Genomic DNA, 20,124 nt, shown 5'->3' with positions numbered 1-20,124 from the left:
TCTGGCTTACATCAGGTCTTCGAGGTCGGCCTGCAGGCGCTCCAGCGCCGCGCGGGCCTCGGTGCGGCCCTGCAGCATGGTCTGCGTGAAGCGCGTCACCGCCTGGCCGGCGTCGATGGAGGCCAGCGCCGGGAAGGAGGCCTGCGCCCGCGCCGCCATCGGCTTGCAGATGGGCTGCCACTCCTCGATGACCTTCACCGCCTGCGTGCGCGACTGGAAGACATCCGTCTCAGCCACCGAGCGCAGCGCCGGAAGTGTCGGCGCGTTGCCGATGGTCCACGCGTGCTCGAGGTTGTTGACGTACCAGAAGAGGAACTCCTCGGTCGCCTCCACGGAGGGGTTGTTGGCGTACATCATGATGTTGTTGACGTAGTAGGCCGAGCCGTAATCGCCGTGCGGGCCGGCCGGCGGGCTCATCACCTGCAGGTCGCCGTCCGTCTCTCCCAGCACCTCGTCGAGCCCCGGCGTGTGGTAGCCGAGCGCGCATTTGCCGGTGCGCCACATCTGGTCGAGGTTGTCGGTGGAGTAGCTGATGGAGGCGGGGTCGATCATCCCGTCCACCGCCATCTCGCGGACGAACTCCATCGCCTCGATGTTGCGGTCGAAGAGGGCGTCGGGCTCGGCGCTCTCGTTGAAGAGGCCGCCGCCGTTGTTGATCATCAGCGCCATCATCGAGTGGTAGCCGAAGTTGTTGTTCGGCCCGGCGCCGGTGCCGAAGGCGTAGACGTCGATCTCCTTCAGGGCCCGGCCCACCTCGAGCCACTCCGCCCAGGTCGTCGGCGCCTCGACGCCGGCCTTGTCGAGCAGCGACTGGCGGATCCAGATCGGCCGCACGTCGAGGTTCCACGGGATGCCCACGATTCCCTCGGGGGTCGTCAGCGCCTCGATGGTGCCGGGCAGGAAGTCATCGATCTTGCCGCTCTCGCGCAGCATGGCGATGATGTTGTCCGCATAGAGGACCTGCCCCTGCTCGGCGAACTGGAAGGCCTGGAAGGCGCCACCGGTCGAGGCCGCGGGCCCCGTGTTCGAGGCCAGCGCCGAGGCGAAGACCTGCTGGAAGTTCGCCCACTGGATCACCTGGTACTCGGCGCCGAGGCTGCCGGAATAGCCCTCGACGAGGCCCTTCATGGCGTTGTTGTAGGTCGTGCCGCCCCAGGGCATGTCCCAGAACTTGATGGTCTGGTCTTGCGCAAGGGCGGGGGCGCCGATCAGGGCGCCGGCGGCCGTGGCCCCTGCGCCTTTCAGAAATCCGCGGCGTGTCGAAACGAGTGTCATGGTCGCTATCTCCTCCAATCGCACGCTCTGCGGGCGCCGGCCGGGCAGACGTCTCCGGTCGCCGCGGCGATATTCGCCGGGCGCCATCGCCGCGTCTGTCACGGGATGCCTTGGTCGTGCTCCTCTGGTCCATCCCCTTGCCCGGCCGCCTCAGCGCGGCCAGAACCTCCTCCGGGTCCGGTGAGCTTGAAAAGTATATAGTGATTCACTTTTCGTCAAGCCGGGAATGTGCTTGTCTGTGCGGGAGGCGGACGGGCATTGCCAGGCAGGCCCGACTGACGCGAGAGAACGGCACAAGGAGCAGCTGGTGACGAACGCGGAGAAGAAGACACGCGGGCCCTACAAGGCAGGGCTCAAGCGGCGCGAGGCGATCCTGCGCGAGGCGGTCGAGGTCTTCGGCAGCAAGGGCTACAGCGCCGGCTCCCTGCAGGAGATTGCGCAGAGGGCGGGCATCACCACTGCGGGCATCATGCGCCATTTCGACAACAAGGCCGAGCTTCTGGTCGAGGTGCTGCGCTTCTGGGACGATGCCCAGATCGCCGACGAGAAGCGCTACGAGGGCCTCGCCTATTTCCGTAGCCTGCGCAGCGTGACAGAAAGCAACATCGAGAACCGTGGATTCATCGACCTTTTCCTGACGCTTTCCATCGAGGCCGGCCAGCCGGGCCACCCTGCGCATCCCTTCATCGTGGAGCGCACGGGCCGCACGATGGAGGTCTTCACCCGCCACCTGCGCCACGCCATCGCCGCCGGCGACATCCCCCCGATGGACGAAGAGGTCATCGACTACGAGGCCCATCTCCTGATCGCCGTGCTCGACGGCTTCGCGATCCAGTGGATGATCGACGACCGGCTCGACCTTCTGGCCATGATCGGCGGCTATGTCGACGCCGTCATCGCGAAATGGCAGGCCGGTGGCGGTTACCGGGCCTCACCAGACACGCCCTGACTGGGGGCCCTGGCTTTCCCGGCTGTGACGCCGGGGTGGCGGGGCAGGGGGCCGGCGCGGTCAGCCTTCGACGGTGTTGCGCTGGGGGCGGAGATAAGCGACGAAGCGGTCGCCCACGCCTTGGCGGTGCAAAGCCTCTGGCGAGACGGTGCGGGGTCGGCGGCGATGCGGCGGGGCAGGTCATCCGCGAGAATACCGGCCCTGCCGATGGCCACGCAATCCGCCCCTTCAGCCAGCACCCATCGCGCCCTCTCGGCAACCATGATCCCGCCGGCCACGCCGAGCGCGGCGCCGTGGTAATCGAGCCCGGTGAAGAGCGCCATCAGTGTCCGGCCCTTGTGAGCGGGCTCGTCGGGCTCCTTGGTTATGTCCTAGAGCGAGAGGTCGAGATAATCCATCGCGCGGCCTGCGAATAGTTCGGCGGCGAGCCCCCCATTTCGGAGAGGACGGGGCCCAAGCGCTCCGAAGACAGCCGCACGCCGATCTGGAAGTTGGGCTCGCAGGCGGCGCGGAGGCGGTGGAGGAGCTCAAGGAGCAGGTGAGCTGGGAGACGATGCCCTTGCCGCCGACAGGGCCCTACTCGGACAGGATCGCGACGGCCTCCCAGGGGGCGAGCTCGATCCGCCCCGCGAGCTCATCGCGCGGCTCAACGTTGTGCACGAGGCAGGTGCCCCGGCAGGCGAGACCCTCGGGGATGTCGTAACTCACCGGCTCGGAGGAGACATTCGCGACGACGGACAGGCGCTGCCCGTCGAACGCCCGGCCATAGGCGAAGATGGCCTCGTCCTCCACGGAGAAGGGCCGGAAGTCCCCCCGCGTGAGGATCGGCAGCGTTTTGCGCAGGTGCACGAGATGCCGGTAGAAGGCGATGAGCCCATCGGGGTCCGACCTGTCCGCCTCGACGTTGATCTCTGTATGGTTCGGGTTGACCTCGATCCACGGGGTGCCGGAGGTGAAGCCGGCGTTCTCCCCGGCCGACCATTGCATCGGCGTCCGCGCGTTGTCGCGGCCGTTCGCGTTGGCGCCGGAGATGAACTCCTCGAGGCTGTGCCCCTGCGCCATGACCGCCTCGTGATGGCCGAAGAGCTCGACATCGCGGAACTGCTCCAGCCGCTCGAACCGGCTGTTCGTCATGCCGATCTCCTCGCCCTGGTAGACGAAGGGCGTGCCCTTCATGAAATGCAGGACGGTCGCGAGGAGCTTGGCCGACCGCACGCGGAATTCGCCGTCATCGCCGTATTTCGACACCTGCCGCGGCAGGTCGTGGTTCGTCAGGAAGAGCGAGTTCCAGCCGTCGTCGGCGAGGGCGATCTGCCAGTCGAAGAAGGCCTTCTTGAAGGTCGGCAGGTCGAAGGGCAGCGGCTTCCACTTGCCGAAGGTCTCGTGCCAGCCGGCCTTCACATGCTCGAACTGGAAGACCATGGAGAGCTCGCCCCGATCCTCTCCGCAGTAGAGGATGCCTGTCTGCGGCGTCACGCTCCACGATTCGCCGACGGTGACGACATCGCGCCCCGCCAGCGTCTCGCGATGCATCTCCTGCAGGTAGGCGTGCAGGTTCGGGCCCTCGGCCATGATCCCGGCGTCGACATCCTTGCCGATCAGGTCGATCACATCCATGCGGAAGCCGCCGATGCCGCGATCGAACCACCAGTTCATCATGGCGTAGATCTCGGCCCTGAGCGCCGGGTTCTCCCAGTTGAGATCGGGCTGCGCGCTGGCGAACTGGTGCAGGTAATACTTCCCGAGCGAGGGCACGTAGGTCCATGCCGGGCCGCCAAAATTGGAGAGCATGTCGTCGGGCGGTGCGGACGTTTCGCCGCGCGGCTCGCGCCAGACGAAGTAATCGTGCTCCGGCGCCTCGGGCGAGGCGAGGGCCGCCTTGAACCAGGGGTGCTCGGACGAGCAATGGTTGACGACGAGATCCATGACGATCTCGATCCCGCGCGCCTTCGCCTCCGCGATCAGCCGGTCCATGTCGTCCAGCGTGCCGAAGGCGGGGGCGATGTCCCGGTAGTCGGAGATGTCGTAGCCGTTGTCGATCATCGGCGAGGCGTAGACCGGCGAGAGCCAGATGAAGCCGATGCCGAGATCGGCGAGGTGATCGAGCTTGGAGATGATGCCGGGGATATCCCCGATCCCGTCGCCGTCACTGTCGCAGAAGCTGCGCGGATAGATCTGGTATCCGGTGGCGGTCTTCCACCAGGGCAAGGGGTCCATCTGCGCCTCCATGGTCTCGAACGATGTCTTCCGGGCCCGGCTCTTCGCGTGACCTCCGCCCAGACGTAGTCTGTTTGGCGGGTTGGCCAGAGCGGCCGGCCGGCAGAGGCGCCTGGCGGGGCGCCTCCACCGGCCGGGAGCTAGACGCTCACTCGGCGGCGTTGACGCGGCGCGGCACGAGGGACTGAACGACAGCCGGCATGTCGATATAGCCCACGGTCTCGCCGCCCTGTTCGACGCGGAAGGCGCGGTCCAAGTTGCCCTCGGCCAGCGCGATGACGCTCTCGAGGTTGTCGCCCGGGGCGACGCTCCCGTCGACCGGAGCCTGCGGCGGCTGATCCGTCATCACCGAGCGCACGCGCAGCACGCGCGCGCGGTTGATGTCGGCGACGAAGTCTTCGATGTACGGGTCCGCGGGCTTGAGCAGGATATCCTGCGGCTGGCCCTGCTGCACGACGGCGCCGTCCTTCAGGATCACGAGGTGATCGGCGAGCTTCAGCGCTTCATCGAGATCGTGCGTGATGAAGATGATCGTCTTCTGCAACTCGCCCTGCAGCTCCAGCAGCAGGTTCTGCATGTCCGTGCGGATCAGCGGGTCGAGCGCGGAGAAGGCCTCGTCCATCAGCATGATGTCCGAGTTCGACGCGAGCGCCCGCGCGATGCCGACCCGCTGCTGCATCCCGCCCGAAAGCTGGTGGGGATACTGGTCGCCCTGACCCTGCAGCCCGACGCGGTCGAGCCACTTGTTGGCCTCGCCCTCGTAGTCGCGGCGTGACTTGCCGCGGGTCGCCAGCGCCATGCCGGCATTCTCCAGCACCGTCCGGTGCGGCAGGAGGGCGAAGTTCTGGAACACCATCGACATGGACTCGCGGCGCAGCGTGCGCAGCTTGCCCTCGTTCCACGCGAGGATGTCGTCGCCGTTGACGATCACCTCGCCCGCCGTGGGTTCGATCAGCCGGTTGAGGTGGCGGATCAGCGTCGACTTGCCCGAGCCGGAGAGGCCCATGATGACGGTGATCTCGCCCTCCTTCATGTCGACGTTGATGTCCTGCAGGCCGAGCACGTGGCTCGTCTGGTCCAGCAGGTCCGCCTTGTTCATCCCCTCGCGGACCTTGGCGAGGGCCGCTTGCGGGTCCTTGCCGAAGATCTTGTAGAGATGCCGGATGGAGACTTTCACGTTCTTCTCGGTCATGTCCGTCTCCTCAGCGGCTGGTCTGGCTGGCATCGATGCGCGCCAGCGAGGCCTTGGTGACACGGTCGAGCGCGATGGCCAGCACCACGATGCCAAGACCGGCGATCAGGCCGACACCGAGCTCGAGGTTGCGGATGCCGCGCAGCACCAAGATGCCGAGGCCGGGGGCCGAGACCATCGAGGCGATGACCACCATGGCGAGGCTCATCATGATCGTCTGGTTCACGCCGGCCATGATGTTGGGCAGCGCCAGCGGGATCTGCACGCCGAAGAGCTTCTGGCTCTTGGTCATGCCGAAGGCGTCGGCCGCTTCGATCACGTCGGGGTCGACAAGGCGGATGCCGAGGTTGGTCAGCCGCACCACCGGCACGATGGCGTAGAGGATCACGGCGATGCCATAGAGCTTGGGCTCGGTCACCGAGAACAGGAAGATCAGCGGGATCAGGTAGACGAAGGGCGGCAGCGTCTGCAGCATGTCGAGCACGGGGGTCAGCACGCCCTGCAACCGGTCGCTGCGCGACATGGCGATGCCGATGGGCACCCCGATCAACACGCATATGAAGGCGCAGACGAAGATGATCGCGAGGGTCTGCATCGCGACGTCGTAGTGATCGACGAAGGCAAGCCCCGCCAGCACCAGAGCCACGAACCCCACGACCTTCCACGACCGCGCCACCAACCAGGTGATCAGCATCAGGATCGGCACCATCGCCCACCAGGGCGTTTCGGTCATGATCCAGAGCATGTTCTCAAGCGCCCAGCTCAGCGGCTGGGTCAGCGGGTCGACGACCACGCGCAGCGCATCGCGGATGCCGAGAAAGCCGGTTTCCAGCCCCAGCGTCAGATCGCGCGACTGCGGAATGGCCGAGCAGGCCTCGTGCAGTGCGTCGAGAGAGGGGAAGGGGAAATCACGCCACGAGGTGGCCGCATCGTTGCCGCTCGTCGCGGCCAGCAGGTCGGCCATCGACATCGGTCCGCCCGCCTCGTCCGAGCCGCACCAGTCCCGCAGGCCCAAGGTGTCGAACAGACCATCGTAGGTTGCCATAAGCACACCGGGCCCGCCGGGGGCCCGTCCTTTTTGTAAAACATCAAAACGGGGCCGGTTGCCCGGCCCCGTTGAACCTCTCCGCCCTCAAAGGGCAGAGCCGTTGATTACTGCACGAGCGCCGAGAGCTTCTCGCGCGCCTCGTCGTTGACCCACGTGGTCCAGGTGTCGGACGCGGTCGACAGGAAGTAGACGGCGACTTCCTCGTTCGAGGCGTTGTTCTCGTCCTTCCAGGCCAGCAGGCTGGACATCTGGTCGGTCGCGAAGGTCATGTTCGTGAAGAACTCGGTGACCTCGGGGTTCTCTTCGGTGAACGCCGTGGTGACGGAGGTCAGGATCGGCGCGGCCGGGAAATCCGAAACCTGCGGGTCGGGGGTATCCGGGTTCTGCAGCGGGGCGAAGGCCGCCTCGTCATAGCCGCCGAGATCCACCTGGGTCATGTCGTACTTGCCGAGCGGAACGGTCGGGCCCCAGTAGTAGCCGAACCAGGGCTCACCATCGGTGACGGCGGCGCCCATCGAGGTCGCCAGCGTCTCGCCGGAGCCGTGGTTGAAGACTTCGATGCCGTTGCCTTCGAGGTCCAGCGCGCGGGCCAGGTTATCGGAGACGACGCGGCAGCCCCAGCCGTCGGGGCAGTTGTTGAAGCGGCTGCCGACCAGCTCGGGGTTCTCGAGGATGCCCTCGATGGTCGTCAGCTCGGGGTGTTCTTCGGCGAGCGAGGTGGGGATCCACCAGCCTTCAACGCCGCCCGGCTCGAGCACGGAGGTCAGGCGCTGGATGGTGCCGCCTTCTTCGAGCTTGAGGTAGGCTTCACCGCCCGAGTTGAGCCACAGGTTGGTGACAACGTCCGGCTCGCCGTTCTCGGCGACCGAGGTGATCGCGGGGATCGTGTCGGACTGCACCAGCGTGACATCACAGCCATAGCCCTGCTCGAGCAGGAACTGGGCGATGTTGGTGGTCACTTCGGCCGCGGCCCAGCCCATCTGGGCGATGGACACTTCGCCGCACTGGCCAGCCTCGTCCTGCGCCTGCGCCTGGGTGGCGAGCGGGAGGGCGAGGGTGGCGGCGAGCGCCGTGGATGTGAGCTTCATCATGGACATGAAGGTCTCCTTTGGTCATTTCATCGAAATGCGAAAGCGAGAACGCACGACACGGGGGCGAGCATGTCGGTGACATGCAACGCATTCATGTAGCGTCCCTTTTTCGGCATCTGCGGGGTGGGTAACAGGCTTCGCCCGAAATCACAAACAGGTGGAGACCCGGGCCCCCGGACCGCTGCGTTGGCGGGCCGCAAGGGCCCTTCCGGGCTCGCGCCCTCACTCGGCCCGACCGCCGACCATCACGTCGAGGGCCAGCTCGGCCGCACCGCGGGTGAGGCGGATGTAGTGGTCCTCGCAGGCCGCGAAGCGGATCTGGGAGGAGAGGGCGGGCGGCATGCGCAGGGCGAGGGTCTCGCGGATGCCGGTGATCACGTGGTCCCCCAGCCGGGCGATCCGGCCGCCGACGGCGATGACGTCGGGCGCGAGGCCGGTGACCACGCCGGTCATCGCCTCGCCGAGGTTCCGCCCCGCTTCGCGCAGAGCCACGATGGCCTGCGTGTCGCCCTCCTGCACGAGCCGCTCCATCTGCTCGACGCTGCTGACGGGGCGCTCGGGCCGGGCGAACTGGCGCATGAGCGCGGGGTTGGCGGCGATGCCGGCGACGCAGCCGCGGTTGCCGCAGATGCAGGGCGTCTCGCCGGCGGCGGCGACGGGGATATGCCCGATCTCGCCGGCCCAGCCCGCGAGGCCGCGATGCAGCCCGCCGGGCAGCGCCAGCCCGGCGCCGATCCCCGTCTGCACGAGGATGAAGAGGAGGGTGGTCTCGGACGAGAACTCCTTGCGCATGCCGAGCGCCATGAGGTTGGCGTCGTTCTCGATCACCACGTCCATGCCGAAGTGGGCGCCGAGGTCCGCCGGCAGCACGCCGACGCGCGACCACGGCACGGTGCGTGTCATGCCCGAGACGGGGCCGGGCACCGCGATCACGATGGTGCGGACGAGGTCGCGGGGCACGCCGGAGGCCTCCGTCATCCGGCCGAGCATGGCGTCGAGCTCCGCCACCGTCTGCTCGGCGGTGAGATCCCCGGGCATCCGCCGCTCCTCCGAGATGGCGATGCGGCCGTCGAGCGTGCAGAGCGCGCAGCCGATGCCGTCGGCGTCGAAGCGGGCGACGAGCACCAGCGCCGCCCGGGGGTTGACCCGGTAGACCGCCGTGGGGCGGCCCCGCTCGCCCTGCGCTTCGGGCGCCTCGTGGACCCAGCCCTCGTCGATCAGCCGGGCGAGCTTGGCGGCGACGGTATTGCGCGACCAGCCGGTCAGCTCGGCCAGCTCACCGCGGCTGCGCGGGCCGTGGCGGAGGCCCTGCACGAGCAGCGCCTCGTCGCGCCCCGAGAGCGCGTGAACGCGCCTGCCCGAAGTCTCTGCCATGCAAACCGCCCTTTTTGTCAAAACTGACTTAACCAAGTTCAAGATTGACGCACCACTGTCAAGCGCCGCTATGCTGATCCTTGCCGGGTGGAGGACTCGGCGGGACGATGAGGAGGCATGTCCATGACGAAACACCCCACCCGTATTCTGTCCGCCGGCATCCTGCTGGCCGCGCTCGGCACGTCTGCCGCCGCGCAGGACGAGACCGCCGCCTTCGATGCCGCCGTCGCCGAGGCGCAGCGCATCGCCGAGGGGCAGGAGCTGACGGGCTATATCGAGTTCATCGGCCAGAACAGCGGCGCCGAGGGCGAGACGCTGCAGCAGGTCTACGCGGCGTTCACCGAGGGCACCGGCATCGAGGTGCGCTACACCGGCACGCCGGATTCGCCCGCCATCATCCAGTCGCGCATGCAGGCCGGCAACCCGCCCGACGTCGCCGACATGCAGCTCGGCATCGCCCGCGACTACGCGGCCGACGGCGCCCTGCAGGACATCGGCGCCGCCTTCGGCGACACGATGGCCGAGAACTTCGGGCAGGCCCTGCTGGACACGGCGACCTTCGACGGCACGCTCGTGGGCGTGTTCCAGGGGCTCAACCCCTTCATGGTCTGGTACAACCCGCAGGCCTACGAGGGCCCCGAGGCGCCGACCGACTGGCAGGCCCTCGTCGACTACACCAATTCCGAGGCCGAGGCCGGCAACACCGCGTGGTGCGCGGCGCAGGGCGCGGGCCCGTCGAGCGGCTTTCCCGGCGCGCAGATGGTCGACAACCTCTTCCTCAAGAAGTGGGGCCCCGAGCTCTACCAGCAGTGGGGCACAGGCGAGCTGTCCTGGACGAGCGACGAGGTCCGCTGGGCCTTCGAGGAATTCCTGAACGTGATCGCCGCGCAGGGCCATGTGCAGGGCGGCCCGATCGGCGCGCTCTCCACCTCCATCGCCACCGGCTATAACGGCCTCGTGGCCGATCCGGCGGGATGCGATCTGGTGATGTGGGGCGCGTGGACGCCCGGCCTGCTCGGCGACGCGGCCGTGCCCGGCGAGAACATCGACTTCTTCCGCGTACCGGCGAGCGACGAGGCCTATTACGACGCCGAGCTCTTCCAGTCGGCCCTCGCGGTGGCCTTCAACGACCGGCCCGAGACAATGGCCTTCCTTGAATACATGGCATCGACCCCGGCGCAGACCTATCTCGCCTCGCTCAACCGCTGGCCGGTCGCCAACCAGAACGTCCCGGCGGAGACCTACCCGAGCGACCTTCTGCAGCGGATCGCAGAGCAGTTCCTCGCCGAGGGCGTGACCAGCTTCGCCGCCGGGCCGAACCTTCTGGCCGATGCCGAGACGAGCGCCGCCTACTACAAGGGTATCGTGAGCGTCCTGCAATCGCCGGACAACCTGACCCAGGTTCTCGAGACCATCGAGGCGACGACGGCCGAGTAAGGCCGTCCGCATGCCAGACCCGGGGGGCCATCAGTGACCGATACCCTGACTTTCGTTCCGCTGATGATCGTGCTTGGCGCGATCGGGCTGCCGGCGGCCGTCTTCGCGGCCCTCGGCGCGGGCGAGCGCGCCCTGTCCCTTTTCCCTGGGGGGACAGGGCGTCGCGCCCGGCCCTGGGTCTGGCTCTTTTTGCCGCTGCTCCTGGTGATCCTCATCCTGATCTACCCGGTGATCGTGACGATCTTCACCTCGTTCAAGGACGCGCGCGCCGAGGCCTGGGTCGGTGGGCAGAACTACGCCTGGGCCTTCTCGGGGCAGATGCTCGACATCGTCGGCAACAACATCCTGTGGCTGGTCGCCTTCCCGCTGATCACGCTGGTGCTGGCGCTGGCCAGCGCCACTCTCTTCGACAAGGTGCGCTACGAGCCGCTCGCGATGACCATCGTCATCCTGCCGACGGCGATCTCCTTCACCGCGGGCTCGGTGATCTGGACGCAGATGTATAGCTTCCAGCCCTCCGGCTCCCCCCAGATCGGCACGCTCAACGCCATCCGCGCGCTCTTCGGGGCCGATCCGCTGCCCTGGCTCATCCAGCCGGTGGTCAACAACTTCGCGCTGATCTTCGTGGCCGTCTGGCTGCAGCTCGGCATCGCGACGCTGATCCTGTCGTCGGCCATCAAGAACGTCGGCAGCGAGATGCTCGAGGCGGCGCGGCTCGATGGCGCGGGGGAGTGGCGGATCTTCCGCTCGATGATCCTGCCCAACATCCTGCCCTCGGTGCTGGTGGTGCTGACGACGATGATCATCGCCGCGCTGAAGGTCTTCGACATCGTCTACGTGATGACCAACGGCAATTTCGGGACCGACGTGATCGCCAACCGGCTCTATTACGAGCTCTTCGCGGCCAACAATCTCGGCCATGCCAGCGCCATCGCGGTGATCCTGCTCTTCACGGCCCTGCCCGTCGCGCTCATCAACATCTTCCAGTTCCGCTCGGAGGCCCGCTCGTGACCGGTGCAACCGATCCCGCCATCACTCCCCGCACGCTCGCGCCCCGCGCCCGCAAGGGCCGCCGGATGCGCCTGCCCGGCGCGCTGGTGCATGTCGTCGTGATCCTCTTCATCGTCGGGTGGTTCGTGCCGATCCTGGCGCTGTTCGTCTCCTCGATCCGCACGCAGGCGGACACGGCGAGCTCCGGCTGGTGGATGGCGCTGGTGCGCCCCGATCTGAGCTTGCAGAACTACGCCCTCGCGTTCGACCAGATGAACATCGCCGGCAGCCTCGGCACCTCGCTGGCCATCGCCATCCCGACCACGGTGCTCACGGTGCTGCTCTCGGTCATCGGCGCCTACGCCCTGGTGCGGATGCACTTCGCCGGGCGGACGGCCCTGTCGCTGCTGCTCGTCGCCCTTCTGGTGACGCCGCCGCAGATCACGCTGGTGCCGCTCCTGCGCCTCTACAACCAGGTCGGCCTGTCGGGAAGCATCCCCGGCATCTGGCTCTACCAGGTCGGCTTCACGCTGCCCTTCGGGGTGTTCCTCTTGCGCGGCTTCATCGCCTCGATCCCGCGGGATCTCTACGAGAGCGCCAATCTCGACGGCGCCTCCGAGCTGCGGACCTTCTGGTCGATCGTGCTGCCGCTGTCGCGCCCCATCATGGCCTCGCTCGGCATCATGGCCTTCCTCTGGTCGTGGAACGACCTGCTCATTCCGCTGCTGTTCCTCGGCGGCTCGGGGGTCGCTCCGCCGATTACCGTCAACCTCGCCGGCCTCGTTGCGCAGACGACGCAAGGCCAGGGCCCGCTCATGGCCGCGACCTTCCTGTCGGTGATCGTGCCGCTCGTGCTGATCGTCTCGCTGCAGCGCTACTTCGTGCGCGGCATCCTCGGCGGCGCGGTGAAGGGGTGAGCGGCATGGGCCAGACCACAACAGTCGAAGGAGAGCTCTCGTGACGGGCGTGTCCATCCGCAAGGCAGAGAAGAGCTACGGCGACGTCGCCGTGATCCATGGCGTCTCGGTGGAGATCGAGGAGGGCGAGTTCGTCGTGCTCGTCGGCCCCTCGGGCTGCGGCAAGTCGACCCTCCTGCGCATGATCGCCGGGCTGGAGGAGATCACCGGCGGCGAGATCGCCATCGGCGAGCGCGTGGTCAACGATGTCGAGGCGAAGCACCGCGACATCGCCATGGTTTTCCAGAGCTACGCGCTCTACCCGCACATGACGGTGCGCGACAACATGGCCTTCTCGCTGAAGCTGAAGGGGATGGACAGGGCCGAGCGCGAGACGCGCATCAACCGCGCCGCCGTCATCCTCGGGCTGGAGCCGCTGCTCGGCCGCTATCCCCGCCAGCTCTCCGGCGGGCAGCGCCAGCGCGTCGCCATGGGCCGCGCCATCGTGCGCGACCCGCAGGTCTTTCTCTTCGACGAGCCGCTCTCGAACCTCGATGCCAAGCTGCGGGTGGAGATGCGCAGCGAGATCAAGCAGCTCCAGCACCGGCTGAAGACGACGACCATCTACGTCACCCACGACCAGGTCGAGGCGATGACGATGGCCGACAAGATCGTCGTCATGCGCGCCGGCCGGGTCGAGCAATGCGACACGCCGCTGGGGCTTTATGACAACCCGGCCAATACCTTCGTCGCCGCCTTCATCGGCTCGCCCTCGATGAACTTCGTCGAAGGGCGGGTGGAGGGCGATGCCGTCGTCACCGAAGACGGCATCCGCCTGCCGCTGCCGCCCGGGCGCGGCGCCGCCCTTGCCGGCCAGGGCGTCACCTACGGCTTCCGCCCCGAGCATATGGAGCTGGCGCCCGAGGGCGGCATCCCCTGCGAGATCGAGCTGATCGAGCCCACCGGCTCGGAGACGATGGTCTCGCTGCGCATGGGGCAGGCGGCGGTGGCCGGCGTGTTCCGCGAGCGTATCGCCGGCCCCGAGGGCAGCACGCTCGGCATCCGCCCCGATGCCGCCCGCATCCATCTCTTCGATCCCCGGACGGGCCAGCGGCTCGCCTGAGCCCGCCCGCCCCTTTCCCCAGAAGGTGACTCCCATGATCCCGAACAACGACCTGTCGTTCCAGATGTTCTCCTCCCGCGAGGCGGAGACGATGGAGGAGCAGCTCTCGCTCCTTGCCGAGCTTGGCTATACCGACATCCAGCCCTTCTTCTTCGGCCCGCCGGAGAGCATGGACGCGGTGCGCGAGGATGCCGCCGCGATGAAGCGCCACGGGCTGACGGCCAAGAGCGGGCATTTCACCTTCGACATCTTCGAGACCGAGCCCGATCTGGTGGCGGAGATCGCCAGGACCTACGGCATGTGGCTGGTGGTGCTGCCCTATATCGACCCCGAGGATCGCCCGAGTGACGCCGAGGGCTGGAAGGCCATCGGCGCCAAGCTGGCCCGCTTCACCGAGGAGATGAAAGCCCGCGGCCTGACCTTCGCCTACCACAACCACGAGTTCGAGATGGTGCCGCTGGCGAACGGCTCCTACCCGATCGACCACCTCCTCGGCGAGAGCGTGCCCTTCGAGCCCGATCTCGCCTGGATGGTCGTCGGCGGCGCGGACCCTCTCGTCTGGCTCAAGAAGTATTCCGGCCGCATCCCCGCCGTTCACGTCAAGGACAAGGCCGCGGAGGGCGAGAACGAAGACCAGATGGGCTTCGCCGATCTCGGCCACGGCGTGCTCGATTGGCAGGCGCTCTGGGATGCCTCGGTCGAGGCGGGCGCCGAGCTGATGGTGGTGGAGCATGACATGCCGGGCGACTGGCGCCGCTTCGCCCGCCGCAGCATCGAGAGCCTGCGCCGCATCGGCGGCGCCGCCTGACCTTCCCCAGACGGACTGACAAGACATGCACGACCCCGCCTTCGATGCCATCGTCATCGGCTCCGGCCCCTCGGGCTCCTTCGCGGCGAAGGAGCTGACGGAGCAGGGGCTGAGCGTGCTGATGCTGGAGGCGGGCCCCAAGGTCGGCCCGGAGCATTTCGACCCGGCCCGCAAGCCCGCCAAACCCGCCGCGATCAACGTGATCGAGCGGGCAATGGCGACGCTGAAGGGCCAGGGCGCGCAGGCGCGCGCGCCCTTCTACCGCGGCATGTTCCGCCAGTTCTACGTCAGCGACCGCGACCATCCCTACACCACGCCCAAGGACGCGCCCTACATCTGGATCCGCGGGCGTCAGGCGGGCGGGCGCTCCCACACCTTCGGGCGCGTGCTCATGCGCTGGTCGGATGACGATTTCCGCGCCCACAGCCTGACGGGCGCGGGGGTGGACTGGCCGATCAGCTATGACGACCTCGCGCCCTATTACGACGAGGTCGAGAGCTTTCTCGGCCTCTACGGCAATGCCGACGGCGTGGAATCCCTGCCGGACCCGGTGGCGAAGCACCCGGCCCATCTCTCCCCGGCGGAGGAGGCCTTCAAGGCCAACCTCGAACGCCGCTTTCCCGCCCGCCACGCCGTCGCCTGGCGGGCCGTGGCGCCGACGGCCGACCGCATCTTCCCGCCCCTGCGCGCCGCGCTGGAGACGGGGCTCCTCACCATCCGCTACGACAGCATCGCCGCCCGCATCCTCACGGAGGGCGGCCGGGCCACCGGCGTCGAGGTGATCGACCGCGAGAGCCGGGCGCGCGAGACGCTCCGGGCGGACCAGATCCTCTGCGCCGCCTCACCGATCGAGACGATCCGGCTGCTGTTCAACTCCGCGGACCAGGAGCATCCGGACGGCCTCGGCAATTCCTCCGGCCTGCTCGGGCGCTACTTCATGGACCAGCTGCCCATGCTCGGCCTCGGCGCCTTTCCCGAGGTGCCGGGCTGGGCCGAGGTGGCGGGCTTTCCCGAAGACCCGTTCTACGACCCCTCGGGCGGCGTCTTCATCCCCCGCTTCGACCGGGCCTCGCCCGAGCGGGGCGAGTTCTCCTTCCAGGGCGCCATCGGCCGCAGCCCGGTGCCGGAGGGCGACCCGTCGGCGCTGCTGTTCTTCGGTTTCGGCCAGATGCAGCCCCATGCCGACAACCGCGTGATGCTCGACCCCCGCAAGCGCGACCGCTGGGGCCTGCCCGCGCCGCATATCATCTGCAAGATCCGCGGGGCCGACCACGCGCTGCTGGCGGAGCAGGAGGAGGCCTTCCTCTCAACCATCAACGGCGCCGGCGGCGTCGTGGAATTCCTCGGCTCGCCGCATGGTATTCGCGAGTGGGGGCGGGGCGCCTATCCGGGCGAAAGCCGCCTGATGCGCTTCCTCTTCAAGCGCTTCTTCCACCGCGTGATGGTCATGGGCGCCGGCATCCACGAATGCGGCGGCGCCCGCATGGGCAGCGACCCAGGCGCCAGCGTGACGGATGATCACGGGCGGCTGTGGGATGTGCAGGGCGTGACCCTCGTCGACGCCAGCACCTTCGCCGGCAGCGGCGTCTCGGGCACAACGCTCACGATCATGGCCCAGGCCGTCCGCTCCGCCCGCGCCATCGCGCGCAGCTCCAACCGGCGGCAAGCGGCGGGGTGACGGGCGGCTTAGGCGCGAGGACCTTCGTCTCGACGATCAGCCGATCCAGCCGAGCACGCGGCCAGGCCTCTTTTATCGCTGTCCTATGCCTTCAAGCTCAACGGTTCGACCACACTGATCGGCCGGCAGGCGGATGCGGGGGCTTTCGGCCAGATAATCCGCGACCAGTTCGACGAGTTTCGGATGGGGCGAAGACGGCGCCGCTCGTCTCGACGACGACGACCCTCCACCCGCTCACGCGACCAGCCGAGGCCGTCCAATCGGTTGCCGGTGCCAGCCAGTCACCCGGTAAAGGTCGCCGAGCCAGTGGCCGCCCGTCATTCCCGGATGACGGTCATCGCTTTTTTATCCCGGCGACCTGCTCCTGAATGATCGCCGCCCACTGAGCTCCTCCGTCAGGGCGTCGAGCAAGGCCTCGTGCTGGTCTGCGAGGCTCCGGCGCAGCTCCGCGATCTCCGCCCGATCCCGCTGGGCCCGGCTGAGCTACTTCATCAGATAGTGGAGCCGGAGCACCATCCCCTCCCCACCCCCACAGGAACGCTTTACGCGCGCGGAACGTTGTCTAACGGACAGGGGACATGACGCATGACACAGAACAGCGGGCCGCCGAGCGGGTATGTGCAGCCGGGGTTGCTGATCGGGCTGGGGTATGTGGCCATTCTGGGCTGCGCGCTCTTCGCTATCTCTATCGTCATCGCCGATTTCGTTGTGCCGGATCATGACTGGATCGCCGATACGATCAGCGATCTCGGCGCCGGGCGGTATGAGTTCATCGTAGATATCGGCATCTATGCCTTCTCGGCCTCGCTGATCTCTGTCGCGCTGATGGCAGCGCATCTGCATCTGGGTGGGTGGCGCTGGAGCTTTGGGGTCGTCAGCTTTGCGGTGCTGGGGCTGATCGTCTTCCTCGTCGGCGCGCGCAATGAATATGGCGACAGCGACAACGAAGGCGTCGTGATCCATATCTACCTCGTCTACGCCATCGGCGTGCTGATGGCGCTGACGCCCGCGGCGCTGGCCAACGGCGCCCGGCGGGCGGAGGGGGATTTCCCGAGCGTGCTGGTCGCCATCTCGGTGCTGTGGACGGTCTCGGCGCCGATCTTCTTCGTGATGCCCGACAGCATCGACGGGATCTACGAGCGCTATCTCGGCCTCATCGCCTTCGCCGCCGTTATCACCATGGCAATTCTGTTCATCAGGCAGGGTCGGCGGCTGCTCTGAGAGCTAGTTGACCGCCTCGCCCGCCGCGTTGAACAGCTTCGGGGCGCCGGGCTCGAAGGCGAGCGAGACGGCCTCGTCCATCTTCACGGGGCTGCGGCCATCGAGCACGGCAGTGAGGCGCGCGCCAGAGGGCAGGGTGCCGGCGATGACTGTCTCGTGGCCGAGGCGTTCCACCAGGTCGATCTTCGCCTTGAGCGGGCCGTCCTCGGCGCGGCGGATGTCATGCGGGCGCAGGCCCAGCGTGACCTCCTCGCCTGCCGTCAGCCCGGCGCCGGGGGCGGGCAGGGTGACGGCGGGCAGGTCGGCGCCGGTGAGCGTGACCTCGTTGCCGTTCACCGCACTCACCTCGGCGGGCACCAGGTTCATCTTCGGGGCGCCGATGAAGCCGGCGACGAAGAGGTTGGCGGGGTTGTCATAAAGCTCCATCGGTGCGCCGACCTGCTGCACCTCGCCATCCTTCAGCACCACGATCTTGTCGGCCAGCGTCATCGCCTCGACCTGGTCGTGGGTGACGTAGATCATCGTGGCGCCAAGCTGCTGGTGCAGGCCGGCGAGCTCGGCGCGCATGTCCATGCGGAGCGCGGCGTCGAGGTTCGACAGCGGCTCGTCGAAGAGGAACACCTCGGGGTCGCGCACGATGGCGCGGCCGATGGCGACGCGCTGGCGCTGGCCACCGGACAGCTGGGCGGGCTTGCGGTCGAGGAGGTGCTCCATCTGCAGGATGCGGGCGGCGTCGCCCACGGCCTTGCGGCGCGCGTCCTTCGGCACCTTGGCGAGGCGCAGGCCAAAGCCCACGTTCTCGGCGACCGTCATGTGCGGGTAGAGCGCGTAGCTCTGGAACACCATGGCGACGCCGCGGTCGCGGGCCTCGACATCGTTCACGACCTTGCCGCCGATCTCGATATCGCCGCCGGTGATATCCTCCAGCCCCGCGATCAGGCGCAGGAGAGTGGACTTGCCGCAGCCCGAGGGGCCGACGAATACGACGAATTCGCCATGCTCGATATCGAGATCGACACCCTTGATGACCTCGGCATTGCCATAGGCCTTGCGCACGCCGCGCAGTTTCAATTCTGCCATAGTCTTTATCCTTTGACCGCGCCCTGCAGGAGGGCGGCGACGAACTGGCGCTGGAAGATCAGGAAGAGGATCACCGTCGGCGCCAGGATGATGAGGGAGCCCGCGCAGAGCAGCGGGATGTCGGTGCCCCACTGGCCCTGGAAGGCGCCGAGCGCCCCGGCCATGGTGCGGCGGTTCGGCTCCTGCACGAGCACGACGGGCAGCAGGAACTGGTTCCATGTCCACAGGAACAGCAGGATGCCGAGGGACATGATCGCGGGCCGGGCCAGCGGCACCTGCACCATCCAGAATTCCTGCCAGCGGCGCGCGCCGTCGAGCTGCGAGGCCTCGGAGAGGTCGTTCGGGATCGACATGAAATGCGCCCGCATCCAGAAGACCGAGAAGGGCATGTAGAGGCCGATCAGCGGCAGGATGATGGCGCCGCGGGTGTTGAGGAGGCCGATCTCGCGGATCTCGAAGTAGAGCGGCGTGATCACCGCCTCGAAGGGCAGGGTCAGGCCGATGACGAAGACGAGGTAGAACCATGCCGAGCGCGGCGTCGTCAGCTTGGCGAGGCCGAAGCCGGCCATGGTGGCGAACAGCACCGCCGCCGGCACGGTGCCGAGCACGATGAGGATGGAGGAGAGCAAGAGCTCGTCCATGTTCGCGACCTGCCACGCCTTGGCGAAGTTGCCCCATTGCGGGTCCGCCGGCCATTCAAGGCCCGAGGGGTAGGTGCCCGAGGGCGCGAGGGCCGCCGAGAGCATCGACAGGAACGGCAGCAGCGTCACCACCATCAGAAGGATGATGAGGCCCTTGGCGAAGAGCGGGCTGGTCCGGATGCGGGGGAAAGTCATGACTTGCGCTCCCTCAGGGCCCACTGGATCGGCATCACGCAGGCGAGGACGAGGATCATCAGCACGATGGCCAGCGCCGAGGCCAGCCCGACCTGCCGGTGGGCGAAGGCGAGGCGGTAGATCTCCAGGCCCGGCACGGTCGTCTCGATGCCCGGGCCCCCGGCGGTGGCGACATAGACGATGTCGAAGGACGACAGCGCCTGGATGATGGTGACGGTCACGCAGATGCCGATCTCGTTCTTGAGGCCGGGCAGGGTGACGAAGCGGAACTCGTGCCGGGGCCGCGCGCCATCGAGCTTGGCCGCCTCGTAGAGCGAGCCGTCGATGCGGGCGATGCCGGTGACGAGCAGCATGGTGCAAAGGCCCAGGAGGACCCAGGCGCCGATGATGCCGACGGCGGGCAGGGCATAGGTGAAGTCGCCGAGCCAGCCGCGTGTCCAGCTCTCCAGCCCGATGGCGGAGAGGAACTGGTTCACCACGCCGTTGCGGTCATACATCCAGCTCCACGCGATGCCGGCGGCAACGAGGGGGATGACCTGCGGCAGGAACAGGATGGTGCGCGTCGCGGTGCCGAAACGCCCGGCCATCTGGCTGCGGATCGCCGAGGCGACGGCAAGGCCGAGGACGACGGGCGGAATGGTGAACCACGCCGCGAGCTGGAAGGCGTTGCCGATGATCTGCAGCAGATCATCGTCGGTCAGCACCTCGATGTAATTCTTGAGGCCATAGAAGGTGGCGCCCGAGATCGGCCCGATCCCGTCCCAGCGGAGCAGGGAGTAATAGACCGACATGCCGAGCGGCACGATCACGAAGGCGGCGTAGATGAGGAAGGCGGGCGCGATGAACATCACCGCGTCGCGCCGTCGTTTCTTGTCCCGCCGCGTGGCGGGGGGACGGGGGGCCGTTGCG

General features: G+C 67.7%; 18 protein-coding genes. 8 read left to right on the top strand and 10 right to left on the bottom strand.

Annotated features, from left to right (window positions below; genetic code table 11):
• Positions 1-6: 6 nt before the first annotated feature.
• Entirely contained in the window at positions 7-1,275 is a 1,269-nt protein-coding gene (locus tag ACXN5S_RS05680) for an ABC transporter substrate-binding protein (protein ID WP_458604434.1), read from the bottom strand.
• Positions 1,276-1,582: 307 nt separating this feature from the next.
• Here ACXN5S_RS05680 and ACXN5S_RS05675 point away from each other — a divergent pair, with 307 nt between their 5' ends.
• Positions 1,583-2,224: a TetR/AcrR family transcriptional regulator gene (locus ACXN5S_RS05675; RefSeq protein ID WP_458604433.1), complete on the top strand. Its 642-nt coding sequence runs from the start codon at positions 1,583-1,585 to the stop codon at positions 2,222-2,224.
• Here ACXN5S_RS05675 and ACXN5S_RS05670 read toward each other — a convergent pair.
• The 6 genes from ACXN5S_RS05670 to ACXN5S_RS05645 all read right to left on the bottom strand — a co-directional run bounded on the left by ACXN5S_RS05670 (position 2,197) and on the right by ACXN5S_RS05645 (position 9,146).
• Positions 2,197-2,547, bottom strand: coding sequence for a hypothetical protein (locus ACXN5S_RS05670; RefSeq protein WP_458604432.1), 351 nt, complete (start codon positions 2,545-2,547; stop codon positions 2,197-2,199). The genes ACXN5S_RS05675 and ACXN5S_RS05670 overlap by 28 nt on opposite strands.
• 253 nt (positions 2,548-2,800) lie before the next feature.
• The gene (locus tag ACXN5S_RS05665) at positions 2,801-4,441 is read right to left on the bottom strand and encodes an alpha-glucosidase (RefSeq protein WP_458604431.1); all 1,641 of its coding nucleotides are present in this window, start codon (positions 4,439-4,441) and stop codon (positions 2,801-2,803) included.
• Positions 4,442-4,589: 148 nt separating this feature from the next.
• Positions 4,590-5,633, bottom strand: a complete 1,044-nt coding sequence (locus ACXN5S_RS05660) for a quaternary amine ABC transporter ATP-binding protein (protein ID WP_458604430.1) — start codon at positions 5,631-5,633, stop codon at positions 4,590-4,592.
• 10 nt (positions 5,634-5,643) lie between these two features.
• Entirely contained in the window at positions 5,644-6,678 is a 1,035-nt protein-coding gene (locus ACXN5S_RS05655) for an ABC transporter permease (RefSeq protein ID WP_458604429.1), read from the bottom strand.
• Positions 6,679-6,785: 107 nt separating this feature from the next.
• Complete coding sequence (locus tag ACXN5S_RS05650; RefSeq protein WP_458604428.1) at positions 6,786-7,778, bottom strand: ABC transporter substrate-binding protein; 993 nt, start codon at positions 7,776-7,778, stop codon at positions 6,786-6,788.
• Positions 7,779-7,994: 216 nt separating this feature from the next.
• A complete protein-coding gene (locus ACXN5S_RS05645) occupies positions 7,995-9,146 on the bottom strand; it encodes an ROK family transcriptional regulator (protein ID WP_458604427.1) in 1,152 nt (383 codons plus the stop codon).
• 123 nt (positions 9,147-9,269) lie between these two features.
• On the opposite strand from ACXN5S_RS05645, the gene ACXN5S_RS05640 reads away from it, so the two are divergent.
• From ACXN5S_RS05640 to ACXN5S_RS05610, 7 genes are all read left to right on the top strand, one after another.
• Positions 9,270-10,583, top strand: a complete 1,314-nt coding sequence (locus tag ACXN5S_RS05640; protein ID WP_458604426.1) for an ABC transporter substrate-binding protein — start codon at positions 9,270-9,272, stop codon at positions 10,581-10,583.
• Positions 10,584-10,616: 33 nt separating this feature from the next.
• On the top strand, positions 10,617-11,594 hold the full coding sequence (locus tag ACXN5S_RS05635; protein WP_458604425.1) for a carbohydrate ABC transporter permease: 978 nt from the start codon (positions 10,617-10,619) through the stop codon (positions 11,592-11,594).
• Positions 11,591-12,490, top strand: coding sequence for a carbohydrate ABC transporter permease (locus ACXN5S_RS05630; protein WP_458604424.1), 900 nt, complete (start codon positions 11,591-11,593; stop codon positions 12,488-12,490). The genes ACXN5S_RS05635 and ACXN5S_RS05630 overlap by 4 nt, the downstream gene beginning before the upstream one ends.
• 40 nt (positions 12,491-12,530) lie before the next feature.
• Positions 12,531-13,592, top strand: coding sequence for an ABC transporter ATP-binding protein (locus ACXN5S_RS05625; protein WP_458604423.1), 1,062 nt, complete (start codon positions 12,531-12,533; stop codon positions 13,590-13,592).
• A 34-nt stretch (positions 13,593-13,626) separates the two neighbouring features.
• Complete coding sequence (locus ACXN5S_RS05620; RefSeq protein ID WP_458604422.1) at positions 13,627-14,400, top strand: sugar phosphate isomerase/epimerase family protein; 774 nt, start codon at positions 13,627-13,629, stop codon at positions 14,398-14,400.
• 25 nt (positions 14,401-14,425) lie between these two features.
• Positions 14,426-16,078 carry a GMC oxidoreductase gene (locus ACXN5S_RS05615; protein ID WP_458604421.1) on the top strand — a complete coding sequence of 551 codons (1,653 nt, stop codon included), beginning with the start codon at positions 14,426-14,428 and terminating at the stop codon, positions 16,076-16,078.
• Between the two features lie 585 nt (positions 16,079-16,663).
• Complete coding sequence (locus ACXN5S_RS05610) at positions 16,664-17,299, top strand: DUF998 domain-containing protein (RefSeq protein ID WP_458604420.1); 636 nt, start codon at positions 16,664-16,666, stop codon at positions 17,297-17,299.
• Positions 17,300-17,302: 3 nt separating this feature from the next.
• Here the strand turns inward: ACXN5S_RS05610 and ACXN5S_RS05605 are convergent, their stop codons facing one another.
• From ACXN5S_RS05605 to ACXN5S_RS05595, 3 genes are read right to left on the bottom strand one after another with little or no spacing between them, the layout of a single operon-like run.
• Entirely contained in the window at positions 17,303-18,379 is a 1,077-nt protein-coding gene (locus ACXN5S_RS05605) for an ABC transporter ATP-binding protein (protein WP_458604419.1), read from the bottom strand.
• 5 nt (positions 18,380-18,384) lie between these two features.
• Positions 18,385-19,215, bottom strand: a complete 831-nt coding sequence (locus ACXN5S_RS05600; protein WP_458604418.1) for a carbohydrate ABC transporter permease — start codon at positions 19,213-19,215, stop codon at positions 18,385-18,387.
• Positions 19,212-20,063: a carbohydrate ABC transporter permease gene (locus tag ACXN5S_RS05595; protein ID WP_458604417.1), complete on the bottom strand. Its 852-nt coding sequence runs from the start codon at positions 20,061-20,063 to the stop codon at positions 19,212-19,214. The genes ACXN5S_RS05600 and ACXN5S_RS05595 overlap by 4 nt, the downstream gene beginning before the upstream one ends.
• Positions 20,064-20,124 lie beyond the last annotated feature (61 nt).

The sequence above is a fragment of the Pseudoroseicyclus sp. H15 genome (assembly GCF_054353345.1).
Note: the sequence above shows the minus strand (reverse complement) of the source record. Positions and strands in the feature narration are given on the sequence as shown.